General features: G+C 62.3%; 25 protein-coding genes and 3 pseudogenes. 14 read left to right on the plus strand and 14 right to left on the minus strand.

The window, feature by feature from the left end; translation table 11 throughout:
* The first annotated feature begins 107 nt into the window (after window positions 1-107).
* A pseudogene (gene mdeB / locus ACAD63_RS31310) lies at window positions 108-2,809 on the plus strand (alpha-ketoglutarate dehydrogenase).
* Window positions 2,810-2,849: 40 nt separating this feature from the next.
* Here the strand turns inward: mdeB and ACAD63_RS31315 are convergent.
* Entirely contained in the window at window positions 2,850-3,287 is a 438-nt protein-coding gene (locus tag ACAD63_RS31315; RefSeq protein WP_133093392.1) for a MerR family transcriptional regulator, read from the minus strand.
* A 63-nt stretch (window positions 3,288-3,350) separates the two neighbouring features.
* On the opposite strand from ACAD63_RS31315, the gene ACAD63_RS31320 reads away from it, so the two are divergent.
* The 5 genes from ACAD63_RS31320 (at window position 3,351) to ACAD63_RS31340 (ending at window position 7,949) form a co-directional block, all read left to right on the plus strand.
* Window positions 3,351-3,638, plus strand: a complete 288-nt coding sequence (locus tag ACAD63_RS31320; RefSeq protein ID WP_240745760.1) for a DUF2188 domain-containing protein — start codon at window positions 3,351-3,353, stop codon at window positions 3,636-3,638.
* Window positions 3,639-3,916: 278 nt separating this feature from the next.
* A complete protein-coding gene (locus ACAD63_RS31325; RefSeq protein ID WP_133093393.1) occupies window positions 3,917-4,762 on the plus strand; it encodes a TauD/TfdA dioxygenase family protein in 846 nt (281 codons plus the stop codon).
* 32 nt (window positions 4,763-4,794) lie between these two features.
* Entirely contained in the window at window positions 4,795-5,853 is a 1,059-nt protein-coding gene (locus ACAD63_RS31330; RefSeq protein WP_133093394.1) for a 3-keto-5-aminohexanoate cleavage protein, read from the plus strand.
* Window positions 5,854-5,919: 66 nt separating this feature from the next.
* Window positions 5,920-6,921 (plus strand): tripartite tricarboxylate transporter substrate binding protein, encoded by a 1,002-nt coding sequence (locus ACAD63_RS31335; RefSeq protein ID WP_133093395.1) that lies wholly within the window; start codon window positions 5,920-5,922, stop codon window positions 6,919-6,921.
* A gap of 56 nt (window positions 6,922-6,977) precedes the next feature.
* A complete protein-coding gene (locus tag ACAD63_RS31340) occupies window positions 6,978-7,949 on the plus strand; it encodes a quinone oxidoreductase family protein (RefSeq protein ID WP_133093396.1) in 972 nt (323 codons plus the stop codon).
* Here ACAD63_RS31340 and ACAD63_RS31345 read toward each other — a convergent pair.
* The 5 genes and pseudogenes from ACAD63_RS31345 to dkgB all read right to left on the minus strand — a co-directional run.
* Entirely contained in the window at window positions 7,936-9,018 is a 1,083-nt protein-coding gene (locus ACAD63_RS31345) for an AraC family transcriptional regulator (protein ID WP_133093397.1), read from the minus strand. The genes ACAD63_RS31340 and ACAD63_RS31345 overlap by 14 nt on opposite strands.
* A gap of 241 nt (window positions 9,019-9,259) precedes the next feature.
* Window positions 9,260-9,916, minus strand: a complete 657-nt coding sequence (locus ACAD63_RS31350; protein WP_434034267.1) for a DUF799 domain-containing protein — start codon at window positions 9,914-9,916, stop codon at window positions 9,260-9,262.
* A complete protein-coding gene (locus ACAD63_RS31355; protein ID WP_133093420.1) occupies window positions 9,913-10,332 on the minus strand; it encodes a DUF4810 domain-containing protein in 420 nt (139 codons plus the stop codon). Before ACAD63_RS31355 ends, ACAD63_RS31350 begins: the two co-directional genes overlap by 4 nt.
* Window positions 10,333-10,360: 28 nt before the next feature.
* Window positions 10,361-10,987: a CsgG/HfaB family protein gene (locus tag ACAD63_RS31360; RefSeq protein ID WP_133093421.1), complete on the minus strand. Its 627-nt coding sequence runs from the start codon at window positions 10,985-10,987 to the stop codon at window positions 10,361-10,363.
* Between the two features lie 292 nt (window positions 10,988-11,279).
* Window positions 11,280-11,472, minus strand: a pseudogene (gene dkgB, locus ACAD63_RS31365) (2,5-didehydrogluconate reductase DkgB); the annotation flags it as partial.
* A gap of 63 nt (window positions 11,473-11,535) precedes the next feature.
* Here dkgB and ACAD63_RS31370 point away from each other — a divergent pair.
* Entirely contained in the window at window positions 11,536-12,462 is a 927-nt protein-coding gene (locus ACAD63_RS31370; RefSeq protein WP_135703514.1) for a LysR family transcriptional regulator, read from the plus strand.
* A gap of 110 nt (window positions 12,463-12,572) precedes the next feature.
* Window positions 12,573-12,914: a zinc ribbon domain-containing protein YjdM gene (locus ACAD63_RS31375; RefSeq protein ID WP_133093400.1), complete on the plus strand. Its 342-nt coding sequence runs from the start codon at window positions 12,573-12,575 to the stop codon at window positions 12,912-12,914.
* Window positions 12,915-13,603: 689 nt separating this feature from the next.
* Here the strand turns inward: ACAD63_RS31375 and ACAD63_RS31380 are convergent.
* Complete coding sequence (locus ACAD63_RS31380) at window positions 13,604-13,978, minus strand: hypothetical protein (RefSeq protein WP_195427982.1); 375 nt, start codon at window positions 13,976-13,978, stop codon at window positions 13,604-13,606.
* Window positions 13,979-14,126: 148 nt separating this feature from the next.
* Window positions 14,127-14,330: a cold-shock protein gene (locus ACAD63_RS31385; protein ID WP_010812830.1), complete on the minus strand. Its 204-nt coding sequence runs from the start codon at window positions 14,328-14,330 to the stop codon at window positions 14,127-14,129.
* 789 nt (window positions 14,331-15,119) lie between these two features.
* Between ACAD63_RS31385 and ACAD63_RS31390 the strand changes: the two are divergent.
* The 5 genes and pseudogenes from ACAD63_RS31390 to ACAD63_RS31410 all read left to right on the plus strand — a co-directional run bounded on the left by ACAD63_RS31390 (window position 15,120) and on the right by ACAD63_RS31410 (window position 18,782).
* Window positions 15,120-15,845: pseudogene (locus tag ACAD63_RS31390) on the plus strand (S1 family peptidase).
* Between the two features lie 465 nt (window positions 15,846-16,310).
* Entirely contained in the window at window positions 16,311-16,586 is a 276-nt protein-coding gene (locus ACAD63_RS31395) for an isochorismatase (protein ID WP_434034677.1), read from the plus strand.
* Window positions 16,587-16,603: 17 nt separating this feature from the next.
* Window positions 16,604-16,825: a translation initiation factor IF-1 gene (gene infA, locus ACAD63_RS31400; RefSeq protein WP_135703512.1), complete on the plus strand. Its 222-nt coding sequence runs from the start codon at window positions 16,604-16,606 to the stop codon at window positions 16,823-16,825.
* Window positions 16,826-18,060: 1,235 nt separating this feature from the next.
* Window positions 18,061-18,291 carry a hypothetical protein gene (locus ACAD63_RS31405; RefSeq protein WP_240745759.1) on the plus strand — a complete coding sequence of 77 codons (231 nt, stop codon included), beginning with the start codon at window positions 18,061-18,063 and terminating at the stop codon, window positions 18,289-18,291.
* Window positions 18,292-18,497: 206 nt separating this feature from the next.
* Window positions 18,498-18,782: a hypothetical protein gene (locus ACAD63_RS31410; RefSeq protein ID WP_135703998.1), complete on the plus strand. Its 285-nt coding sequence runs from the start codon at window positions 18,498-18,500 to the stop codon at window positions 18,780-18,782.
* Between the two features lie 89 nt (window positions 18,783-18,871).
* Here ACAD63_RS31410 and ACAD63_RS31415 read toward each other — a convergent pair whose 3' ends face one another.
* From ACAD63_RS31415 to ACAD63_RS31430, 4 genes are all read right to left on the minus strand, one after another.
* Entirely contained in the window at window positions 18,872-19,114 is a 243-nt protein-coding gene (locus ACAD63_RS31415; RefSeq protein ID WP_135703509.1) for a hypothetical protein, read from the minus strand.
* Between the two features lie 50 nt (window positions 19,115-19,164).
* A complete protein-coding gene (locus tag ACAD63_RS31420) occupies window positions 19,165-19,434 on the minus strand; it encodes a GTP cyclohydrolase (RefSeq protein WP_135703508.1) in 270 nt (89 codons plus the stop codon).
* A gap of 347 nt (window positions 19,435-19,781) precedes the next feature.
* Window positions 19,782-20,018, minus strand: coding sequence for a hypothetical protein (locus ACAD63_RS31425; RefSeq protein WP_135703506.1), 237 nt, complete (start codon window positions 20,016-20,018; stop codon window positions 19,782-19,784).
* Between the two features lie 217 nt (window positions 20,019-20,235).
* Entirely contained in the window at window positions 20,236-20,754 is a 519-nt protein-coding gene (locus ACAD63_RS31430) for a hypothetical protein (RefSeq protein ID WP_135703505.1), read from the minus strand.
* 964 nt (window positions 20,755-21,718) lie between these two features.
* On the opposite strand from ACAD63_RS31430, the gene ACAD63_RS31435 reads away from it, so the two are divergent.
* Window positions 21,719-22,576, plus strand: coding sequence for a transglutaminase-like domain-containing protein (locus tag ACAD63_RS31435; RefSeq protein WP_135703504.1), 858 nt, complete (start codon window positions 21,719-21,721; stop codon window positions 22,574-22,576).
* A 6-nt stretch (window positions 22,577-22,582) separates the two neighbouring features.
* Here ACAD63_RS31435 and ACAD63_RS31440 read toward each other — a convergent pair whose 3' ends face one another.
* Complete coding sequence (locus tag ACAD63_RS31440; protein ID WP_135703503.1) at window positions 22,583-22,900, minus strand: hypothetical protein; 318 nt, start codon at window positions 22,898-22,900, stop codon at window positions 22,583-22,585.
* A gap of 842 nt (window positions 22,901-23,742) precedes the next feature.
* Entirely contained in the window at window positions 23,743-24,033 is a 291-nt protein-coding gene (locus ACAD63_RS31445; RefSeq protein ID WP_434034268.1) for a DUF2188 domain-containing protein, read from the minus strand.
* Between the last annotated feature and the right edge of the window lie 668 nt (window positions 24,034-24,701).

A 24,701-nucleotide genomic window follows, 5' to 3' on the forward strand; every position in this document is an offset into this window, starting at 1 on the left:
AAGGAAATTCAGACACATTCTCTGCGGCTCCAGGCGTAATCTTGTTGGCATCGGCGAGCGTGACTGACATGCCGCCACAGACAAGCAACATGGACAGGAGCGGTGCCATGACCAACCTGGCAAACGGTGTGCAATCGATGCTCGCGCTGCCTTCGGCCAACGAGGACAGCGATCCCCAGGAAACGCGCGAATGGCTGGACGCGCTCGAAGGCGTGCTGGCGCATGCCGGCAGCGCGCGCGCCAGCTTCCTGCTGCGGCGCCTGGCGGCGCATGCCGCAGCGCAGGGCCTGCCGCCGCCCGGCGCCGGCCCGAGCGCCTATGTGAATACCATCCCCGTGCAGGCGCAGCCGCCCTACCCTGGCGACCTGGAGATCGAAGCCCGGCTGGGCGCCGCGCTGCGCTGGAATGCGTTGGCCATGGTGGTGCGCGCCAACCGCGCCTATGGCGAACTGGGCGGCCATATCGCCAGCTATGCCTCCGCGGCCGATCTGTTCGAAGTCGGATTCAACCACTTCTTCCGCGGCGACAGCGCCGAACAGGGCGGCGACCTGGTCTACTTCCAGCCGCACTCGGCCCCCGGCGTCTACGCCCGCGCCTACCTGGAGGGTTTCCTCGACGAGACCCACCTGCAGCACTACCGGCGCGAGATCGGCGGGCCGGGCCTGTGCTCCTACCCGCATCCCTGGCTGATGCGGGACTTCTGGCAGTTCCCGACCGGCTCGATGGGCATCGGCCCCATCAATCGATCTACCAGGCGCGCTTCATGCGCTACCTGCAGAACCGCGGGCTGCAGCCGGCGTCGTCGCGCAAGGTCTGGGGCTTCTTCGGCGATGGCGAGATGGACGAGCCCGAGTCGATCGGCGCATTGTCGCTGGCCGCGCGCGAGCAGCTCGACAACCTGGTCTTCGTCATCAACTGCAACCTGCAGCGGCTCGACGGGCCCGTGCGCGGCAACGGCCGCATCGTCGATGAGCTCGAAGCGCTGTTCGCCGGCGCCGGCTGGAACGTGATCAAGGTGCTGTGGGGCTCGGACTGGGACGAGCTGTTCGCCCGCGACCGCTCCGGCGCGCTGGTGCGGGCCTTCGCGCAGACCGTCGACGGCCAGTTCCAGACCTTCTCCGCCAACGACGGCGCCTACAACCGCGAGCATTTCTTCCAGCAGAACCCCGAGCTCGCCGCACTCGCCGCGCACCTGAGCAACGACGACATCGACCGCCTGCGCCGCGGCGGCCACGACCTGCGCAAGCTGCACGCCGCCTACACACGCGCCATGGGCCACCGCGGCCAGCCCACCGTGATCCTGGCCAAGACCATGAAGGGCTTCGGCATGGGCACGGCTGGCCAGGGGCGCATGACCACGCACCAGCAGAAGAAGCTGGAGCTGGAAGACCTGAAGGCCTTCCGCGACCGCTTCCAGCTGCCGCTGTCGGACGACGACGTCGCCAACCTGCGCTTCTACAAACCCGCCGACGACAGCCCGGAAATGCGCTACCTGCACGCACGCCGGGCCGCGCTCGGCGGCTACCTGCCGCGGCGCCGGCAGGCCGCGACCACCGCGCTCACGGTGCCGCCGTCCGGCCAGTGGGCCGGCTTCGCACTGGCCGCGGACGGCAAGGAAATGTCGACCACCATGGCCGTGGTGCGCATGCTCGGCAGCCTGCTCAAGGACGCCGCGCTGGGGCCGCGCATCGTGCCGGTGGTTGCTGACGAGGCACGCACCTTCGGCATGGCCAACCTGTTCCGGCAGGTCGGCATCTATTCGCCGCTGGGCCAGCGCTATGAGCCGGAAGACCTGGGTTCGATGCTGTACTACCGCGAATCCACCGGCGGGCAGATCCTGGAAGAAGGCATCTCCGAAGCCGGCGCGATCTCGTCATGGATCGCCGCGGCCACCGCCTACAGCGTGCACGACCTGCCGATGCTGCCCTTCTACATCTACTACTCGATGTTCGGCTTCCAGCGCATCGGCGACCTGATCTGGGCCGCTGCCGACCAGCGCGCCCGCGGCTTCCTGATCGGCGCCACCTCGGGCAAGACCACGCTCGGCGGCGAGGGGCTGCAGCACCAGGACGGCACCAGCCACCTGGCCGCGTCGACCATCCCCAACTGCCGCGCGTGGGATCCCGCCTTTGCCTATGAAGTGGCAGTGATCGTGGAGCATGGCATGCGCGAGATGGGTGAGCAGCAGCGCGACGTCTTCTACTACGTCACCGTCGGCAACGAGAACTATGCGCAGCCGTCGATGCCGCAGCCGGCCGATGCCGTGCGCGACGGCATCCTGAAGGGCATGTACTCGCTTACGCCCGAACGGCGCGATGCCAGCCAGGTCGACCTGCTCGGCGCGGGCGCCATCCTGCCCGAGGTGATCGCCGCCGCGCGCCTGCTCGAAGACGACTGGGGCGTGGTGGCGCAGGTCTGGAGCGTGACCAGTTTCACCGAGCTGCAGCGCGACGCGATCGCCGTGGAACGCAGCAACCGCCTGAACGACCAGCATGCCCGCTCGTATGTCGAAACAGCGCTGGCAGGGTCGAACGGCCCGGTGATCGCCGCCACCGATTATGTGCGCGCGGTGCCGGAGCTGATCCGCGCGTGCGTGCCGGGGCGCTATGTCACGCTGGGCACCGACGGCTTCGGGCGCAGCGACACGCGGCAGGCGTTGCGCGCGTTCTTCGAGGTGGACCGCCATTCTGTCGTGGTCGCGGCGCTGCGGGCGCTGGCCGATGACGGCAAGCTGCCTTCCGATGTCGTGCGCGCGGCGCGGGAGCGCTATGGCAAGTCGGGGGACAAGGCCGCGTCGTGGCAGGCGTGACACGCCGCATGCCCTGACCTTCTCGGTCAGCAGGCTTGCGTCACCGGCCCCGCAATGCCGCGGCGCGCCCGTTTTCCGGGTTGCCGTTCGCAGACAAGGTGTTCATCAAGGGGCAGCAATCCTCGGTGCCATTGGCGTGGCATTGTCCGATCAGGATCTTTAGTTCCGCGCGCATCCCGCGCAAATCCCTAAGCCTTTCCTCCACCAGGCTGAGCTTGCGCTCGGCCAGTGCTCGGGCCGTGCTGCACCGGCCATGCTTCTGCTGCAGCAGTCCCCGGATCTCATCCAGCGTGAACCCGAGCGACTGTGCCTGGCGGATGAAATGCATCCGCTGCAGGCTCTGTTGCGAATACTGGCGAATTGCGCCATGGGCGCGCTCTGGCACCGGCAGCAGCCCGCAGCGATGGTAGTACCGTACCGTCTCCACGCCAACGCCAGCCGCCTTGGCCAGCTTCCCGATCGTCAGTGTTTGCTCCATCGCTTGACTCCGTACCTTGGTACGGACCTAGCCTATGCCAAACCCGCCTTTAAGTGAAGGGGATTGCATTTCGACCGCAGAATGACGGCGGCCGCCTTACGTAGCGGTATCTCTAAAAAGGTCATCATGCAATCGCGCATCATTCGTGTTCTGCCCGCGGAACATGGCTGGACATTGGAATTCAGCGGCCTCGATATCAAGCCCCAGCGGTTTCCGACCATGGAAGCGGCAATCGCGGCCGGCTGGAACGTGGCCAGGCGGCATCAGGCCGAATTGCATATCCATCGTCTTGACGGGGATGTGCATCTGCGCAGCCCGTTCGGCGACAAGCAACAGAAGCCGGAGCAGTGATGCCGCGCAGCGGCGGCGGCCGCGTGCGTGATGCAAGGCCATATCACTAGCGTGCGCCGGAAAGCGAGCCTTTTGCACAGATCTCGCGAGGAAAGGTCAGCAGTCGATACGTGGCCTTGATCAAGCGGCACGCCGCCAGGCGAAGCGCGCTCCGCATGTCCCAAATTAACAAACGAATGTCCCCGTAAAGCAAGCGGGTCCGCTTCGATCGCCCGATACTCCATCTCCAAGCAGGCCCTGAACCTGTACGCAGATCCAATCACTGCTGGAGACATGACATGGAGATCAGGCAGATCACCCCGGCCATCGGTGCCGAAATCACGGGCATCCATCTCGGCGACGCGGCGCGCGATCCCGCGCTGTTCGCCGACATCAAGGCAGCGCTGCTCAGGCATCGCGTGCTCTTCTTCCGCAAGCAGGACATCACGCGTGCCGAGCACGTGGCGTTCGCCAGCGCCTTCGGCAAGCTGGAAGACCACCCCGTGGTCGGCAGCGATCCGGATCATCCTGGCCTGGTGCGTGTCTATCGCAGCGACAACCCGCACAGCTACGAGAACAACTACCACTGCGACGGCCTGTGGCGTCCCAATCCGGCCATGGGCGCGGTACTGCGCTGCATCGAATGCCCCGACATCGGCGGCGACACCATCTGGGTCAACATGGTGAAGGCGTATGAGGAACTGCCCGACGACATCAAGGCGAAGGTCGACGGGCTTCGTGCCCGCGCCAGCATCGAGCAGAGCTTCGGCGCGGTCATGACGCCCGAGGCGCGCGCGAAGCTCGCGCAGGACCATCCGCCCGTGGAGCATCCGGTCGTGCGCACGCACCCGGAAACCGGCGAAAAGGTGCTGTTCGTCGGTGCCGGCTTCTCGACCTACTTCACCAACTACAGCACGCCGGCCAATGTGCGGCACGGCATCGACAAGGCGCCCGGCGCGGCCCTGCTGCTCAACTACCTGATCAGCCGCGCCACCATTCCCGAATACCAGGTGCGCTGGTCGTGGCAGCGGGGCGACGTCGCCGTGTGGGACAACCGCTGCACGCAGCACTACGCGCTCAACGACTACTTTCCCGCGCCGCGCAAGATGGAGCGCGCAGCCATCGTCGGCGACATCCCCTACTGAACCGAAGCCGCCTTCCGACCCGGAGACTCCCCATGAACTTCCTCGACGGCCACCTCTTTCCCGAAAACCAGCAGCCGCTGATCATCACGGCCGCACCGTATGCCCCCGGCTGGCTGCCTTCCGATTTCCCGGAAGACATTCCGGTCACCATGGAGGCACAGATCCAGAAGGCCGTGGACTGCTACAACGCCGGCGCCACCGTGCTGCACCTGCATGTGCGCGAACTGGACGGCAAGGGCTCCAAGCGCCTGTCCAAGTTCAACGAACTGATTTCCGGCGTGCGCGCCGCGGTGCCCGACATGATCATCCAGGTGGGCGGCTCGATTTCCTTCGCGCCGGAGGATGAAGGGCAGGCAGCCAAGTGGCTGTCGGACGACACCCGCCACATGCTGGCCGACCTGGATCCCACGCCGGACCAGGTCACGGTGACGGTCAATACCTCGCAGATGAACGTCACCGACCATGCGGAAGACGCTGACTTCCACGGCACCTCGCGCCAGGACATGGCGCTCTTCGACGCCTACAAGAACATGACGGTGCCCGCCAATCCGGGCTGGGTGGAAGAGCATGTGCGCCGGCTGACCGCCGCCGGCATCCAGAGCGAATTCCAGTGCTACAACATCAACAGCCTGGAGTCGGTGGAGCGGCTGATGCGGCGCGGTTTCTACAAGGGCCCGCTGAACATCAACTGGGTGGCGATCGGCGGCGGCATGGACACGCCCAGCGTCTACAGCCTGGCCAACTTCATGCGCGCGGTGCCGGACGGCGCGGTGGTGACGGTCGAGAGCAATGTGCGCAACGTGCTGCCGGTCAATACCATGGGCATTGCCATGGGCCTGCACGTGCGCTGCGGCACCGAGGACGTGCTGTGGAACCCGCGCCGCACCGCAAAGCAGGGATCCGTGGACCAGATCGAGCAACTGGTGCGCATCTCCCGCGAACTGGGCCGTGACATCGCCACCGCCAAAGAGGCGCGCGAGATCTGCCGGATCGGCGTGTTCTACGACACGGTGGAAGAGTCGCTGCGGGCCAACGGCTTCGCGCCCAACCGCAACGGCGCTACCCAGGGCTTCCTGCGCAAGACCCAGTAAGCCGCACTCCCCCGCCGACACGGCCCGCCGACAGGGCCGAGGGGACACAGAGAAACGGAGACAAACATGAAACGCTTCCCCCAGACCCGGCGCCGCGCGGTCGTGCTCGCGCTTGCCCTCGGCGCACTGCTGCCGGCCGCCCAGGCGGTGCGCGCCGCGCCGGCCACCGAGTGGCCGACCAAGCCGGTGCGGATACTCGTCGGCGCGCCCCCCGGCGGCACCGCTGACATCCTGGCACGGCTCTTTGCCCATGAACTGCAACGGCCGCTCGGGCAGCCCGTGATCGTCGACTACAAGTCCGGCGCGGCGGGAACCATCGCCGTGCAAAGCCTGCTGTCCGCGCCGCGTGACGGCTATACGCTGCTGCTGATCCAGAAGGGCATCGCCTCGGAGGTGCCGCAAGCGATCAAGGTGTCCTACAACCCGTTCAAGGACATCGTCCCGCTGGTCCAGCTCACGCGCCAGGGCCTGGTCCTGGTCGGCAATCCCGGTCTTCCCGCGAAGAACCTCGCCGAGCTGGTCACGTACGTAAAGGCGAATCCGGGCAAGGTCGATATCGCGAACTTCGGCATCGGCCTGCGCGGCCACACCATCGGCGTCCAGTTCAACCGGCTGGCGGGGCTCGATACCGGCGCGGTCAGCTACAAGGGCTCGCCGCCCGCGCTGCAGGACATCATGGGCGGGCAGGTTCCGCTGATGTTCGACGGTCCGGCGACGTCCATGCCGTTCATCAAGGCGGGCAAGCTGCGGGCCTTCGCGGTGGCCTTCCCGCAGCGGCTCGCCGCGCTGCCGAACGTTCCCACGTTTGCCGAGCTGGGCTATCCCGACCTGAGCGAGGTGGGCTGGATGGGGCTGTGGGCGGCGCCGGGCGTGCCGCCGGCAGTGGTCGCCAAGGTGCGCGAGGCCACGCTCGCGGCCATGAAATCGCCCGCGCTGCAGCGCAAGATCGAAGAGCTGGGCATGGAGATCGGCACGCCGGCCACTACGGATGAGCTTGCCAGAGACGTGCGCGAGTCCTACGAGCGCCAGGGCAAGCTGCTGCGTTCGATTCAGTTCAAGCCGGAATGACGGCAGCCGGGGCGCCTGCCTCGGCCCTGCCAGCACAATCCCTGTCAGGAGACAGCATGAAAGCAGTACGAGTACTACCGCGCGCGGAGGGTGGCCAGCTGGCCGTGCAAGATATCCCCACGCCGCAACCCGGCCCCGGCGAGGTGCTGGTGCGCGTACGCGCATCCGGCATCAACTATGGCGAAATCAAGTACATGCGGGAACACCGCACCGGTGCCCCGATGACCGCCGGCGTGGAATTCGCGGGCGAGGTCGCCAGCGTCGGCGCGCAGGTCCGCGGCTGGCGCGAAGGTGACCGGGTGATGGGCCATGGGCGTGGCTGTCATGCCCAGTACGTCATCGCGGCGCCGCTGGCGCTGATGCCGGTGCCGCCGGAGGTATCGTGGGTCGACGCGGCCGCATTCCCCAATGTGTTCATCACCGCCCATGACGCGCTGGTCAGCAACGGCGAGCTCAAGGCCGGCGAGACGGTGTTCATCAACGGCGCCTCGGGCGGGGTCGGCATGGCCGCGGTGATGGCCGCCTCCGCGCTTGGCGCGAAGGTGATCGCATCGTCGCGCTCGGCGGCCAAGCTGGAGCGGCTGGCAGGCTATGGCGTCGATGTCGGCGTCAATGCATCGAGCGAATCGCAGGTCGAGGCCATCATGGCCGCCACCGACGGGCGTGGCGTCGACGTCATCATCGATACCATCGGCGGCACGGTCTTCGAAGACCACATCAAGAGCCTGGCGGTCAAGGGCCGGCTGGTGAACCTGGCGCGCCTCGGCGGCGCCAGTACGGCCCAGGTCGATCTCAACTTGCTATGGCTTAACCGGCTGAAGCTGATCGGCGCCACCTTCCGCACGCGCACCGAGGCCGAACGCCTCGCCTGCGTGCAGGCCTGCGCGCGCGACCTGATGCACTTCTTCCGCGAAGGCAAGCTGCGCCTGCCGATCGACCGCACCTTCCAGATGGATGCGATCGGCGAGGCCTATGCCTACATCGAGCGCAGCCAGCATATGGGAAAAATCGTGCTTATTGCCGACTGACGGCAGTTCCCGCGCGCCGGCGCCCCGTGCCAGCGCGCTCCGCTGCTGGCTGGCCACCCGACACGGCTGCCTGCAAGCGCCATTGCGTGACGCTGCAGCCGAAGCTCGCGCGAAACCAATGGCTGAAACTGCTCTGGTTCGAGAATCCGAGCAGCCCCGCGATCTCGCCGAGCGGCAGGTCGCTCTCCTGCAGGTGCCGTTTGACCAGCTCGGTACGAACCTCGTCGAGCAAGTCCGAGAAGGTCAGCCCATCGACGATGAGATGGCGATGCAGCGTGCGGCGGTCCACCCGAAGATGCCGCGCCACCTGCTGGGCGGTACAGCGTCCGCCGGGCAACAGCGCCATGATCAGCTCGCGGCACGCCTCGCGCATGCCCTCGCCGCGCTGGCGCAGCGATGCCTCGAGGTAGTCCCGTGCCAGCTGGATGGCCCCGGAATGGTCGGGCGTGCGCGGCGTGTCCAGGTCGGCCGTCGCGCAGACCATGCCATTGAACGACTGGTTGAACATCGGGTTGCGGCCGAAGAATGCGCGGTGCGCCGCCATATCCGCCGGCGGCCGGTGCGTAAAGCAGACCTGCTGCGGCCGCCACTGCGGCCCGATCAGCTCGCGCAGGATCCGGAACATCATGGCGACGCTCAACTCCATCGCCTGCCGCGTTGGCGCGCCCGGCCCCGGCAGCAGGTCTTCGCGGATGACCACGGTCTGCCCGGTCTCCTCGATGCGCATGACCAGCGAAGTGCTGATCAGCTTCAGGTAGCGGCACAAGGCATCGAGCGCCTGCCTCGGCGATGGCTCCTCCTTCAGCACCAGGCTGATCGGCCCTAGGTTGGAAAGCGTGCGGCGCGCCGCCAGCCGCAGCGCAAAATCCTCCGTACCGGTGGCGCTGGCGGCCAGCTCCAGCAACTCGCGCAGCGCCTGGCTGGGAATCAGCGCCTGCGGGTCCCTGAGCAGCCGCGCGGACAGCCCGGCCTTGCGCAGCAAGGCCCCGGGATCATGCCCGAGCGACTCCGTCAGCTCGATGAAGCCACTCAGGCTGGCGCTGCGGACAAGTCTTCCGACGTTTTGCATGGCGAGGACCCGGCGCGCGCGGGGACTGCGCCGGGGCATTCGTGTGAGTCGATGGGGGCGCTGCGGGACGGGGGTCGCGCACGCGGGTGCGTGCAGTATGCCTCAAACGGAGGCCTGGGACCGGCGAGTGGGGAGCGTTGGAGATTTCAAGACACGCGATCAAGGCACGGGACCAAGGCACCAGATCAGGAGAGATCGCATGGTCGGACCGGCACATGGCACCGGTCCGTTTTGCCTGAGGTCAGTCAGACTGGTACTTGGGCGAGCGCGGCCCGTAGAGAATGCCGGCAGGCTGGCCGGCAGACAGCAGCCGGTAGCTGGCGGTGCCCGCCACACTGTAGCTGGCATCGAACGTGTGGTTCATGACCTGCGTCACCGCCGCATTGATGAGCATGCCGATCAGTCCGCCGCCACCGCTGGAGCTGTCGGTGGCTGACACGGCCGTACCGCTCCACAGGACGTCGCCCGTCTTGAGATCGACCAGCTTGGCGTTGGCGGCCACGCGGGTCACGCTGCTGATGACCTGGTATTTCGAACCATACTCGGTGACGGTCACGTACAGCGCGGCGTCGGCCCCGAAGATCTGGCGCAGCTTGGCCACCGGCACGGAATGGATGTCAGCCGGCACGGTCAGGCCGTTCTGCCGGAACGTCTCTTCAACCACTGCGACCGGCAACACGTAGTAGCCCGATTCCGCCAGCGGGACCGTCGCTTGCGACAGCATGGCATAGGTGGCCTTGACGTCCGGCGACTCGTTCAGCGGCGGCAGCACCACGATCGAGCGGGGACGGCTGGCCTTGAACGCGGAGTAGTCCACCTGCTTGTTCTGCACCGCGCAACCGGCGAACAGCAGCACGACACCCACGCTGGCGATATAGGTCAGGATCCGGCGCATCATTTGGCACTCCCTGCCGCGGGCGCGGCCTTGGCGGCGTCCGCCTTGATTTCAGTGCGGCTGTCGCTCTTGACGTTACGCAGCAGGAAATCCATGTACGGCGTGGCTTCGGGGAAAAGGGTTTTCTCGGTCTGGAATGCGCTGACCATCTGGTCCGGCTTGCCAAGGTTGAGGTACAGCATGCCAAGCTGGGCATGGTAGCCCGGCGGCACGGCGCCGCCCTTGGCCTGGATCTTCTGCAAGCCCGCTTCCAGCGCCGTAACTTGCGCCTCCCGGGACTCGCCCTTGAAATATTCGTAGACCTGGGCCTGGTACCCCTCCCACTGATACATGGGCTGTGGGGCCGCGCAGCCGGCAAGCAGGATACTGCCAGCGACAGACCATAACGCTGCCCTGCGCAGCGTGACCGTTTGCATCATCATTGTTTTCATTTTGGTAATGGAATGGTTATCTCTGACCCGGGTTCCACGCCCCGTTCTCGATGGCAGCCACGAGGTTGTTGATGGCCTCGCGCATGGCCAGGTCCATGACCTTGCCGTTCAGCGTCGAGTCATAGCTGGCGGTGCCGCCGAAGCCGATCACTTCGCGGTTCGACAGCGTGTATTCACCCGCGCCCTGGGTTGAATAAACCACTTCCGAGGTCGAGATGTTGATGATGTTCAGGTTGACCTTGGCATAGGCCACCTGGGATTTGCCCCGGCCAAGGATGCCGAACAGCTGCACGTCGCCGACTTCCTTGCGGCCAAATTCGGTGATGTCGCCGGTGACGACAAAGTCCGCCCCCTTCAGGCGCTGCGCCTGGTTCTTGATGGTTGCCTCGCGCCTGATCTCGTCCAGGTTTTCACGCTCCAGCACGTTGAAGCGGTTGGTCTGCTGCAGGTGGGTGACCAGGCTGGTCTTGGCCTGGCCGCTCAGGCGATCGATGCCGTCCGAAAAAACACCACGCATGTAGTTCGAGCGGTTGTCGAACTTGCCTACCGCAATAGGCGTGCGCACGCCGTTGTACGGGCGGCTGGCGCTTTCCACCTTCTGGACCGGCAACGCGGTCGAGGATTCGGTGGCGCAGCCAGCCATGCCAAGCGCGGCAACGACGGCGAGCAGGCAGCAAGTCTTGGCTTGTTTCACTGATTTCTCCTGGTTTGCAGTGGGGACGCGGCGGCTATTATGGCGCGGCGGCGCCCGGGCCGCGACTGGTGGCACAGCCGGCGGCGTCATTCCGGGAGGAAAGAGGGAGGGAGGTGTATCCGGCCAGCTACAGCGACCGGCCGCAGGAGGGAGCTGGAGGTAGAGAAGCCCCTGCAATGGCGGGGTTCAGGCTGCGGCCGGGGCCAGCGCGGGGGAATCGGTGAGGCCTTGCGCAACGCCGCCGAAGGGCGTTCGCGAGCAGGTTGCTGGCGAGGTTCTCGCACCTCGAGGTTCTCGCACCTGGTGGACGACGGGATCACCGAGTAGCCGAGTTGCAGCGCCCAGGCCAGCACTACCGGGCCGGCGTCGCCTGGTGCCGCTGCGCGATCGCGCCGATCACCGAGTACGCCAAGCACCTTGCCGCACGCCAGTGTGCCCGCTTTACTTTCGCTCAAAAAGTGGTCTATAAACCAGACTGTCTTGATTTCAGATCAACAATGAACATCACGCTCGACGAAATCCAGGCGTTTGCGACCGTGGTCGACACCGGCTCGATCACCGCCGCCGCGCAGCAGCTGGACCTGACCGTGTCGGCCACCAGCCGCACGCTCGCGCGGCTCGAGGAAAAGCTGAAAACCACGCTGCTGCGCCGGACCACGCGCCGCCTGGAATTGACCGAGGAAGGCCGGGCATTCCTGCAGAATGCGCGGGCGATCATCGACTCGGTCGAAAGCGCCGAGGAACAGATGCTGGCGCGGCGCGAGAAGCCGTCCGGGCGCTTGCGGGTCGACGCCGCGACGCCGTTCATGCTGCACGTGATCGTGCCGCTCGTGCGCGGCTACCGCGAGCGCTATCCGCAGGTGGAACTGGAGCTGAACAGCAACGAAGGCATCATCGACCTGCTCGAGCGGCGCACCGACGTGGCGATCCGGATCGGCCGCCTGAAGGATTCGACGCTGCATAGCCGGCTGATCGGCAATAGCCGGGTGCGCATTCTCGCCAGTCCCGCCTATCTCGACGCACATGGCCATCCGCGCAAGGCCGACGACCTTGGCGGGCATGCTCTGCTCGGCTTCAACCAGCCCGAGTCGCTGAACGTGTGGCCGATACTTGGCGCGGACGGGGAACCGTACCGGATCGCGCCGGCCGTGTGGTCGTCGAGCGGTGAAACGCTCCGGCAACTTGCGCTCGACGGCTCAGGCATCGTCTGCCTGTCGGATTTCATGACCGCGCAGGACCGCGAGTCCGGGCGCCTCGTGCAGGTCCTTGCGCGCCAAACGCAGGACGTGCGGCAGCCGGTGCATGCGGTCTACTACCGCAACACGGCGATTTCATCGCGGATCGCGTCGTTCGTCGAGTATCTGATCGAAGTGCTCGGCAGCGGAAGCGCCGCGCGCGGGGCGCCGGCGTGGACGGACCGGTAACCTCGCGCTCAAGCCCGGTGGCACCCTGGCTGGCCCAGTTGTCGTACTCAGCCTGGCCGCCGAACCGGCCGGTATACTTCCAGCCTTCACCAGGTACCCAAGGATTATCCATGAGCGCGTTACCCTCCTGCCCGAAATGTCATTCCGAGTTCACCTATGAGGATGGGGGTCTCTATATTTGCCCGGAATGCGCTCATGAATGGTCGGCGCAGGCATCGGCACCGGCCGAAGCGGAAGCCCGGGTTTATCGCGATTCAGCCGGCAACGTATTGCAGGATGGGGATACCGTCACAGTCATCAAGGATCTCAAGCTGAAGGGATCGGCCGGTGTGGTCAAGATGGGCACCAAGGTGAAGAACATTCGCCTGGTTGACGGTGACCACGATATCGACTGCAAGATCGATGGCTTTGGTGCCATGAGCCTGAAATCGGAGTTCGTCAGGAAGGTGTGACGGGATCGAGATTGCGCTTCGCCCGCAAGGCGCGGAGACCGATGCCTATCTGGGGCTCATCAATGCCATCGATCCCGACAGGAGGTTTCCTCCGATGCATGACCAACGTGTCGACGATGGCACCCGAGATGCCCCTGCCGCGGCTTCCGCGCTGCTGACGAAGCTCTCGCCGGTCCAGCATGAAGCACTGGCTGTCTGTCGGGAACAAAGTATGGAAAGCTCAGCTTTTGGCCCCTATCAATCAGCCTGAAACCGTTGTGCCGTATGGGTTTCCGGGAAACCTTCCAACTCATCGGGAGGTTCGCTTTTCGGGCCAATTTGCCGAGAGTTCACGCATGCTGGCACCTGAGCCAGAACGGGAACATAGTTTGGAAAACCTGGCGACACCTTCACGGGTACAGACTTCCGGACCCGTCTTGCACTGCCGAACGGCAGCTTGCGCTCCCCAACTTGCTTTGCTTTCGGTGCCGTCGATTATCAGCGCAAGCTTCCAACGTCGGCCACGATCGGAATATAGTGGAAAGGAGACGCGGCGTCCCTCCTTCGCCGGCGCGGCCTGGGTCTCGCGAGGGGGCGGCCATCAGGAAGGGTAGCAGAACATTGATGGCTTGATCGCGGCGCAGAACACTACTGGCCCCCAGCCACCTCACCCCTCGCTCTGCGCGGCATGGCCGACCGTATCAATCGCTCTAGCCGGGCCAGCGTCGCTGTGGCGGCTTTGCGCTATTGCCGGTTCCCACGGGTCTGAGTTCCCCCTCCAATGGCAATGCATCCGGATCCAGCAGATGCTCTCCCTCGGTGGCCTTCTCATAGAGATGATCTCGTACGACCTGGCCGATCGCGATTCGACACAGCACTTCGGAGGTCTGGTCAGTTGCCGACGGCAGATTGCTATCGGTGCTTCGTACGGTAAAAGAACGTCTTCCCGTGCCGATAAAGCTGGTGAACTGGATGCCCCCGGCATGAGTGCTGTCGCGGAAGCTGACAGACACGTGATAGGCAAGGCCCTTGCCATCGGCGAACAGCATGCAGAGAAAACTGGATGGCGAGGTTGCGTTGTGCATGACTGGCGATCCTGGAGTTTCGGGGGAGTCTCCGACTTCAAGACCTGTTTCCGACTCTACTCCTTCCGCACCCATCACGGTGAACCAATAAAGAAAAAGCCCCGCCGGCTTTCCTGGCGGGGCTTCTTGCGCACCTTGAACGGTCGGCTTAGATCGGTTCGATCTTGGTCGCGGCCGGGCCCTTCTGGCCTACGCCAGCCACATAGCGCACTTTCTGGCCTTCCTGGAGCGACTTGAACCCGTTCCCCTGAATTTCGGAGAAATGAGCGAACAGGTCGTTTCCGCCTGCATCAGGCGTAATGAAGCCAAAACCCTTTGAATCGTTAAACCACTTTACAGTACCGGTTTCCATGTGAGGACCCCTTAAGAATTCTCGCCGAGCCGAAAAAGCGGGCGAGGCATGACAATCAAGGAGGAAACATGGAGAGAAAGTGGCGCCGCCGGGGCGTGTACCTAACGCTTCGAGGTTACGCTTGAAGATCCTGCATTTATTCTTATACAGGCATGCCGCATCGCGGTCAATGAAGATCTCACGGCGACCGATACGTACTCGCCAGGTCCGTCACAAGCCAATGCGCTGAAGACGTCCGAGAAAGAGTGCCGGATTGTTCCGCGATGCATGCTACAGTGGTACGCCTTCAGCACAAGAGGTCGGTATGTTTCTCTGCGCAAACTGTCTCGCTGTGGCGAGTGACGCCTCCGGTGCCCCTGGACATCTCGGGTTGCGCATCATCGATACCCGTCGAAGCAAGATGCCTCGGTCGGTCACGAGCACGATCAGTACATTCCGCTGCTCGGACTGCAGCGCAATCTGGAGCTACCGTGAAGCAAAGGACAGCGGTCCGCAAGGCTGGTCGCTGGTGCCGTGCGAAAAGACCGGCGATGGTGGCTGATACGCCGAGCCACATGCTGCAGACTTGCACAGATACGGAGAGACATGACCGGTCTCTTGCACCGTCTACACTCCCGCCATCACAACCTTTTGGGTCGTCGTGCCTTGGGTGACAGCACAAGCCTGTAGTCGATGGATGCCAACGCCAACACATATTTTTCAGGCAAGGACCGCGATCGAACTGGGCGGCGCTGAACCGCGGTGCATTCCGACTATGCTGTTGAGCGAGCAGAGGGGGACCACCGAATCATGATCGAGCCAATCCTGCTGGCCGTCACGTGCGTTGCCACATTCGAAGCTCAACAGGCAAAGACCAACGCCACCGGCTTTTTCTTCAAACGAGGCCAGCGACTGTTCATTGTGACAAGCCGGCACGTGCTGATCGACGAGCCGACAAGACACTTCCCGACCGGATCGAGACAGAGCTGCACGTCAATCCGGACAACTTGGCGGAGTCCATCGGCTTCTCAATTCCACTGTATCGCGACCGCAAGAGTGTTTGGCGCGATGGGCTCGATGGCGGCGGCATCGACGTGGCCTTGATCGAACTCGACCGTACCGTTCTGCCGTCGAGCGGTCTACCGTGCCTTTACGCCGGCCCACCTTTACCGGCCACACGAACGCATCGAAGCAGGCACTCCGGTGCTGAGCGTCGGCTTCCCGCTGGGTTTCCATGACACGCTTCATCATCTGCCCGTCGTACGCCAGGAAGTCATCTCGTCCTCGTTCGGCATGCGCTTTCAGGGGCATGGCTACTTCCTGACCGATGCGAGGACGCATCGCGGCACAAGTGGAGCACCGGTGGTCATGCGCATACCCAGGATCGATGCATCCACGCGCGCGCTGCCGGGGATGCTGCTCGGCACCCATTCGGCCAGACTGGACGTGGGCTCGCGGGACTTTGAACTGGACGAAGCCTTGGGCTTGAATTCCGCCTGGTATGCCGACATCCTACTGCCCCTGACCGAGGCATGATCCGGTAAGGCGATCGGACCTGATGGATTCGGCACTCCATGGAATTACCCCGGATGCGCGGTACCCGCCGGCCTAGGACGCACCCTCCAGGCAGGAAATCCCCGCAGGTGGTACCATGCGTTTGTGTCGACACCAGTCGATGCCCAATGCGCCGTCCGCCAGACATCATCATTAGAAGAGTATTAGCGGCAGCACGGGCGTACACCCGAACCTTTCGCGGCAACAATCGGCCGCAATCATCTCCGACCCGCGGCGCGTCCGCTCCGTAACCAGCGCGCATGTACTAGGCGTACTGGCTAGCGCAAGCACGGTCAATCCCACGCCAGTTTCTCCGCCTGCGATGGCACGCGGGACGCGACACTGGCTTTTGCAATGGCAACCGATCGCCGGGCACGCACGTACCACACCAAATGGGAACGCTGGACATGCCCTCCGGAATCGAGCGCCTTCCGAACAAGCAACAATTTGAATCCCAGCATTACTCCGTTCACCGTTTCGGTTTACCCCATCCAACAAGAGCCCGGCGTCTGGTTCGCGAACTACATGATCTCCGAGTATAAGGACGGCGCTGAACGCATCGTCGCCAACGTCTCGATGCGGCATGCCACGCACCATACGGAAGCCAAGGCCAGGCAAGCCGCCCGTAGCGCAGGGGAAAGCGCAGTGGTACACATACGCCTGCAACCATCCCCGCATCGGCAAGCTGCAACCCATTCCACGCTACCGCGTGGCACTCGCTGAATCAGAAAGGAGCGTCCTTGGCTAAAGAAGAACTGGTGGAATTTGGCGGAAAGGTTTCGGAAGTCCTTCCGGATAACCGCTTTCGTGTCACCCTGGAGAATGGCTTCGAGGTTTGGGCCTATTCGTCCGGGCGGCTCAAGAAGAATCGCATACGTATTCTTGCCGGGGATCGTGTCACGCTCGAAATGTCGCCATACGATCTGACAAAGGGACGCATCAACTATCGCCACAAGTTCTGAGCGAATGCGGCGTTTCCACGTTCCCGAAATGGCGACCACCGTTGACACCACCTCGGTATAGGACCATCTTTGTCTTCGTCCAGGTACACAAGAGCGCAACCTCTGGATCCACATAGCACTCCAATCCACGCAGCAACAATACATGGCGTAAGCCAATAGGATCCGAGGTGCGAGATGCAACGAGACAAGTCTTTGCTGGACAGAATCCTCTTGGCGCTACGAGCCGAGATCCAGGCCTCGATGACCGACGTCCAGCTTGGCAAGGCTCTTGCAATGTCGACCCTTCCAGGCTAGCCCACCATCTCCTGCTCCTGCAGGACCATAGACTGGTGGAGAAGACCCCAAATATGGCGTGGCGCCTGACGTGGAACGGCCACGATCGAGCAGACGCCAGCCTGAAGTCTTAGCTCGCTGGCGCCAGGCGTGGTTACTGAACGACGCGCGGAACGGCTGCTTTGGCAGAATATCCCCATGAGCCAGCATCCCTTTGCAACCGCACCGGCCGTTACCGTGTAGCGATATCCAACCCTGGCGCGAACCGTCGCTTGGCGCCAGCGCTGTGCATGATCCGCATGGGTCATGGCAACCGCTCCGCAGGTCATGGCGCTCTCGAGCGGCTCTCCTTACAAGACAGCGTCATGCCGATCCGAGTGCGCAGAACAATACTACGCCGCCTTGGGTAGACCGCTTGCAGATTCGCGCGATAGTCTCATTGACTACGGTTGGAAAGCTCCGTATAACTACTGAGCAGGATCTTCAAGCAGCCATGCCACCTGCGTTGAAACGTCGGCCTCTACGGGGCGACCGTCATCAATGCCGCCTCCTTGATCTTCTCGCTGCGCCCTACTTACTGAGGCTTAGATTGCCGCAAGACACAACGCGCAGCGTGCGAATCCATATGCCAGCCAGGGTCTGCGAGAGCCCACTTCTTTTCTATTGAGCCATTCCTCATCGGGGATCGCTGAACCACTGACTGTAGAGAAACGCTATTCGTTTACGAGGGGGGGGCGTGTGTTGGCAGTTTACTCTTCCAGTTTTATCCTATTTGTCCTCTCTCAGCTATTTGATTGGCGACAACGACGAAGCGAAATACCGAGCAGAATGCTCCATTGGCTCAGTGTGTTCGCCTATTCCACATCATTACTGGTGATGGTATGTGCTGTTGCAAAGATGCTCACTGACGAGCGTTCGCCATGCAAGCACGAATGAGTTGGCTGTGCCAGGAGTATCGAGGCATGTACATACACGTCGCGGCATTCGAGTCTCCCCGCGAGTGTGTTCGAACTGGCGCTCCCGGGCCGAAATGGCGCTATATGATGGCCATCCGTTACACAGCGAATCGGGACGATCGAATGCTCTGTGAATCATTCGACGAAGAGGATGATTACTACACGCGCGCGGCCGCGGAGCAGGCTGCCGTCCACTATGGAAAATTCGCTGTCGATATTATTCATGACCTGATCTGAGGCGTCGCCGCGTATCGCCATGGAAAGGTAAAAATTCCATGAGCGTTCACAGCGAATAAGAATTGTCGTGCACTAGCGGCCTTTATTTAGATCGAATATGAAGAACATAAAGTAATGCCATAGTGGATAGTCAAAAATCCTGATGAAATACCTTAACGCCATCACGAAAAGCGCATACGGGAACAAACCATACTTGGAGTGAAATGATGGACAACTATCCTGCAGCAAACTGTAAGGGCTTTGATATCTACCCGTTGGTCTATAAATTCGACGCACCTCGCAAATGGCACGAGCGCCGGCCAGACCGCTCATACAGTGCGTCCGTGGTCATCTGTCGGGAAGGTCAGCCACCTAGTGGAAATAACGCGCGGGTGTTCCACGTTCCAGATATGCACTGGGCTGACTTGGGATTGGCGAAGCGTGCCGCCGTACGACACGGCGAACACGTTATCGATGGCCTGGTCGCAGGTGAGTCGATCGTCGGCCTGTGATCGTAAACGCTGAGACCCTTCTTCGGACATACACTTGCCTACAGACAGGCTAACCATGCACAGGTCACTCGTACGGCGGCCGTAATGCGTTATTTTCCCTCGTCCGGCACGTTGTACAGCTCGCGCAGCCGGCTGGCGAACGGGCGGATCGCCTCCAGGCACGCGGCGCTGTTGCCGCCTTCCATGGTTGACAGACTCCAGTTGCAGCCCCCGGCATCTGCGGCATGCCAGAACACGTCGCCAAAGCAAGCGCCCTCGCATTCTGTAAATTTTTCCTGTTCCGCACGAAGCATGGCGCGTAGTTCGGCCTTGTTCTTGAGCTGTCTCGACATGATGTCCTCCCCTTCTCTTTCGATCAGAGCCCATGGCATGGCCGCCGAGACTACCTCGCCTTGACGAAGGTGGGCAAGCCGTCGATTGCGTCCCTGGCCGATGACAAGGCCAGTGCGATGGCAGTGTGCGGCGCGCTGGCGAAATGTTGGATCATGGGTGGCAGCCGTCTGCGGGAACCCATTCCTGAACTGACTTGCGTGATCGTTACGGTAGCGAGGAAGCGCAGGTGGACCAGGTCGCCACCGGGGACTGCACCGGATACGTGACGCACCCTCGCAGATACCCTGAAGCCTTTGTAGATTGCGTTGTTCTGAGACATGTCGGTCTCCTTTCATCACCGAGCATACGCGGATATGCCGGGATGTGTCCGATTTACTTTCGGCGACAAGGTAGCAATGTCATCGCGAGCCTTTGCGTCTCCATAGTCAAACGCCGCATCGAGGCTGTGGAAGTAGCCGGTACCGTCAATGAGATCGTAGGAATGTACGCTGAGAAGATCACCTCTGACGGGCCGGCGGTCCGTACGAGCGATCGAGTAGCGTACTACGTAGCCAATCGCTCCGACCAACGGGGTGGGACCGAGGTGTTGCTCAGCCTCGATCAACACTTCGTATTCACCGATCGTGACGCGTCTTTGCATATCTGACCTCAACTCCCGGCCTCCGTTCATTCATCCGGTCCAAGAACAACGTCCACGGCGGCCCGCCCTGCCAGTTCCGCCACGAGGTAAGCCCAACGTCTGGAATAAGGCCCGCCAAAGACTTTGATTCGCTTGCCAAACGCCGCGACGCCCGGCGGTCTCATGGGCCCCTCGACCTGGAACCAGACGTCGAACATGTCCTTGGCTGACATATGGAGATCGACATGGATATCGAACCCACGATACTCGGTCACGCGATCCATAGCCATCTTCAATCTTCCTGGAGTGACTTTGTCAACGTAATGCCCTACCCAGTAGGAATCGAAGCTGATCTGAGCCCGGAGCAGCAGGATCCAACCATAGGCACCTGGCGATTTGACAGCCAAACTTCCTGGTGACAGTTCGGGCTTCGCCTTTTCGTTCAGCCTGCGTAACGTACGTATCCGAGGGGGCATCGCCACGGCCGATCCGAAGCGGCAATCATAGCCATCTGAAATTCGGCATCAGGTCACTATGCTCGTCGATCCTGACGCCGCCCAGTTCCTTGATGATCTGCTTCAAGGCCTCCTTCGATTTCGAATCGCAACTGGCTATCATCAGCAACGGGCCCCGTGCAGTTTGCGCATTCTGCCGCCACAACCGAAGGCGACCGATCTTGCCGCCGACCAATCCGCCGGCCCACCAGCCGATCATCGCGCCAAGCATGACAGCGCCAACATACGCAACGGCCGTGGCACCGGCGCCGACGGAGACTCCGTATCGCAAGATGACAAGCGCGCCCACAAACGCGCCGACGAAGATTCCGGCGATCGCCGCCTCTTCGCGGTACGTAGTCTGGCCGATGTCAGTCTGCGGAAATCCCTCAACTGGCTGATTGTCGCGCTGGACAAACCACGGCCCTTTGACGCGTGCTGAGGTACCGGCCAAATCGCCGATTCGCACTTGTGCCAGTCGTGCCGTGGCGATGTCTTTCAGACTGAAATACAACAGCGTACGCATGAAGTTGCCTCACGCAATCTCAGTTTCCATTTCTGGCGAGCCGGCGGATGCTTGCTTGATGACTGCGACCGATGCTCCTGATGGCCCTGGTTCGGGTGCAGGACGGTGACCGCAGGTCTGGCCAGCCTTCGTTGACAGCGCGATCCCAGTCAATCAGCAGCGTGATTGCCTGACGCCATCTGGGCGCTGCCAATCGCATGACTCCGAATCGCTGGGTGTTCCTCTTCTGCGACGTGCCTACATGGCCGTCGCGCAGAAGGCGCGTGACATGTATGATCCGGTAAGTGGTCTCTGTAGATTCTCTCGGCACGATATCTTCCTTCATTGCCTGCCAGGGTGGCATGGTGATGGCAGTGTTGAACAACTGTCACCGTTGTGGGCGCTGATCTTCCATTGCCAACGGGTAATCATTTCCACCCATATCGCATTGCTCAGGATCGTTACGGCATCTTCATCACGATGAGAGCACGACTCCGCCAACGTGAAACGCGGAAGAGCAGCAACGAAGGCGGAAGCCAACTTTGCGATCGGTTTTGCGAAGAAGAGTCTCTCTCCCCAGACATCGATTGGATCGATCCTGGCGAAAGACTGCCTTGCCTGGCTACTGGGGGATTGGGCGAACGGCGGTCGCCGCGTGGCATCTTGCATGAATGTTCCAGGAATCCCCATAAGTGACTTCAGGAGTCACCAGTCCTAAGACGTCATCGAGGGGGAGGGCCCGGAAACGAGTGATAGGCGGACCAGAAGCACTTCGCTTCTGAAACGCTACACCTAGCAGTATAGGGGGGTGATTCACACCGTCCTAACCCGCTTACAAATTGGTCAAGCAGGCGCTGCGTCACGCACCTGCGGTGCCCGCTGGCGCGGACCGCTCGCCCGCTTCTGGCGCTACACTGAATTGGATGGCCAGAGCCGTTCCCGCGGCCGACACCGTCTCCGCCTTCATGTCGACACAAGGTCAGAAATGAACCGCCTTCGGTACTCGGTGAACCTGTCCTATGAGATCCTGGATCCCACGGCAGACTTTCTGTTAATTGTCGAAGCTGCGAAAACTGCAAGACAGTCCGTTGTCTCCGAGCGTCTGGCGCTCACGCCACCGGTTCACGCCGCTCGCCACACGGATCCACTCTGCAACCGCCTGCTCAGAATACATGCGAACAAGGGCCCACTGGCCATCCGCTATGAAGCTGTGGTGGACATCGACCATCGTCTGGACGATGGCATGTCACTAACGGAGGTACCCGTCGCCGAACTCCCCTTCGATGTACTTTCGTACCTGGCGCCGAGCCGGTATTGCGAATCCGATCGCATGATGGAATTCGCCATGCGCGAGTTTGGCGCCATGCGCCCCGGCTATTCGCGCGTGTATGCGATTCGGGAGTGGGTGCGCAACCATGTGCGCTTTCTTTCGCGATCCACCAATGAGCGCACCTCGGCGATCGATACGATTGTCGAGCGCACCGGCGTATGCCGGGATTTTTCCCACCTGATGATCGCGATCTGCCGCGCCCTGAGTATTCCCGCCCGTATGTCCAGCAGCGTGGACTATGGCGCGAATCCCGCCTTGGGTGCGCCGGACTTTCACGCGGTGGTTGAGGTGTTCCTGTCAGGCGGCTGGTACCTGCTTGATCCCTCGGGGGTGTCCATTCCGACTGGCCTGCTGCGGATCGGCACCGGCCGGGATGCCGCCGACATTCCGTTTGCCGCCATATTCGGCAAGGTCGCGTCGGAGCGGCCCTTTATCGAAATCCAGCCGATAGCCGACCCGGCTGCCGGTATTGGCCTGCCACTCGCAACGACAAGCGCCATCTCTACCTGGTAACCGGCATTAGCGCGCTTCGCCTTTCATCCCCTCGATTTCCATGGCGGCGTTCCAATCTTCGTATGCTGCAATCGGTTCCATGGCCTCGTCGACGAACGATGCCGCACGTTCCGCGGCAGCGAACGGTCCCAGAAGAACATCTTCCTGACCGCCATCCTCGGTCTTCGGCGGCAGCAACATGTCTTCGAGCATCCCGCGTAGTTCCGGGGTATCCCATGGCTTGCCAAGCCTCGTTTTTCTGTTCTGATAGTGGCGAACCTCCGAGTCTTGCTCGGCGGTAAGTGGCAGGCCTCGGAACGTCGGGCCTGTGTCAGGGTGGATCATGGTGCGCCTCCCTATCGGTCGGCTTACGTTGAATGAAGAGGTATCACCTTGCGGTGATATCGCGACTTGCCAGGCACTTGCCCGGCTTACGACTTCCTCTTGGCCAGACCGTCGGTCCGGACCCGCGACTGAACCGTGCTGAACGGAGTTGTCGGTGCGAATGGCTTCTTGGGTTGCTTTAGCTTTTTCGCTTCGCGGTTGCCGCGTAGTGGGCTTTTTGCCATGAGAACTCCTATTGTGTTGCTTGCCGGTTGGCAATCCCAGCATACGCGCTTAATGTTTGGCAAAGGGAATTATTTCGTCCAACTTCGTATGGCTCCAAGGCGTGAGAGTCCCTGTCCCTCGCATCGCGACTGAACCCTTCCGCCTCGCGCCCCAGCGCGGACGCGAGCGATACGCAGCCCATTTTCCCGTGATTGGAACAAGCGTGCGTGCCGCCCAATTTCCTGACGCCGCTGTATCCACCAGCACCGGCGGCGCCACGTAGATGAAGTCTGCCTTGCCAAGACGTCCGTCGGCCCTGGCGCTTGACGTCATTGGCTTCGGTACGATGGGGCGTAACGCCTGCGTCTCCGCACTCGCTGATCTCCGGCCCATTGAAGTACCCACGATCGGCAGAGGTTTGCAGTTTGTTCCAGCCCGAGGCCTCACCCACGACCTTCGCCACCGTGCCCAGTGACGCATGGTCGCTGCCGATGTTCATGACCTCGTGCGCGACAATCGGGAGACGCTAGGCATCAACGCCCCACTGAACGTTGTATCCAACGATAGCAGTTCCCTTGACTTGTGAGCTCATCGAGCGCGCCTGGGAACCCGTGAGTGATAGCTGCGAGAACATGCGGTTAGTGGACAGGGCTACGCCACATCCGCGGCGCGGCTTTCGGAGCTCGCCCATAGGAAATCCGCGTCGTCATGATTGGATGCTTCATAGGATCGAAGGAATTGCGCTCACGGATCTGGCCATCACGATCATAAATGAAGAGCTCGACCCCGTCCTGCTTCGCCGCGTCCGTGCCAGCAGCGATTGCCTCAGCTTCCGTTGGGAATAGGACGGTGGCGCCGTTCGGGCCTTCCACTGTTACAGCCCAGCCTCGATCGCCTTCCGGCATGACGTGGATATTTCGAGAAGTCATGATCGCCCCCGGTTGATCGCGCTTACAGCCAGTCTCGCGCAGACAATTGTGCCTCCACAATCAGTCGCTGTCCCAAGACGGAAAGCGCACATCTGTCCGAGCGTGTGTCGGCGGAGATCAGGCGCGCACATGCTTATGACCATTCGACAGGTCAGTCAACCCATGGCCACGCCCACATGCGCCGCAGGGAGATTGCTGTGCGCAAGTCCGATATGGCGAATGCCGAGCAACATACGGACGTGCCGCTGCCAAACGTCCGCTCTTCATCGCAGCGGCCATTCGGAGCGAACTCAGCGAATGACTGAGAGGGGTCGGCACCTGCCTTTGGCACGAAGAAGAAAGGCAACGCATTCAGACGCCGGCTATCATCTCTTGCTCGCAGACTGGCGACACCATCTGGCGCTGGTCCGGCCATGGGCCGCCTCTGTCGAGTGCCGAGTTGAGCATTGGCCGCTGGTTCGCCAAATTTTACTTTCGAACGGCCAATCTTTAAGAGTCAATGATTTATGTCGAAGCTGAAGAGCCATGGTAGCCGGCGCGACTCGATACCCACCCTCGCTTCCCACGCTAGCTGCAATCGGTGGGTTTAAACGCCGCAGGTCTCTCTACCAACCGGAAAAACCGGTGATCGCAAAGTTGAGCGGCGGCTTTGGGGGCAGTGAAATCGC

This window comes from Cupriavidus sp. a3, from assembly GCF_051015765.1.
Lineage (GTDB): Bacteria > Pseudomonadota > Gammaproteobacteria > Burkholderiales > Burkholderiaceae > Cupriavidus > Cupriavidus oxalaticus_A.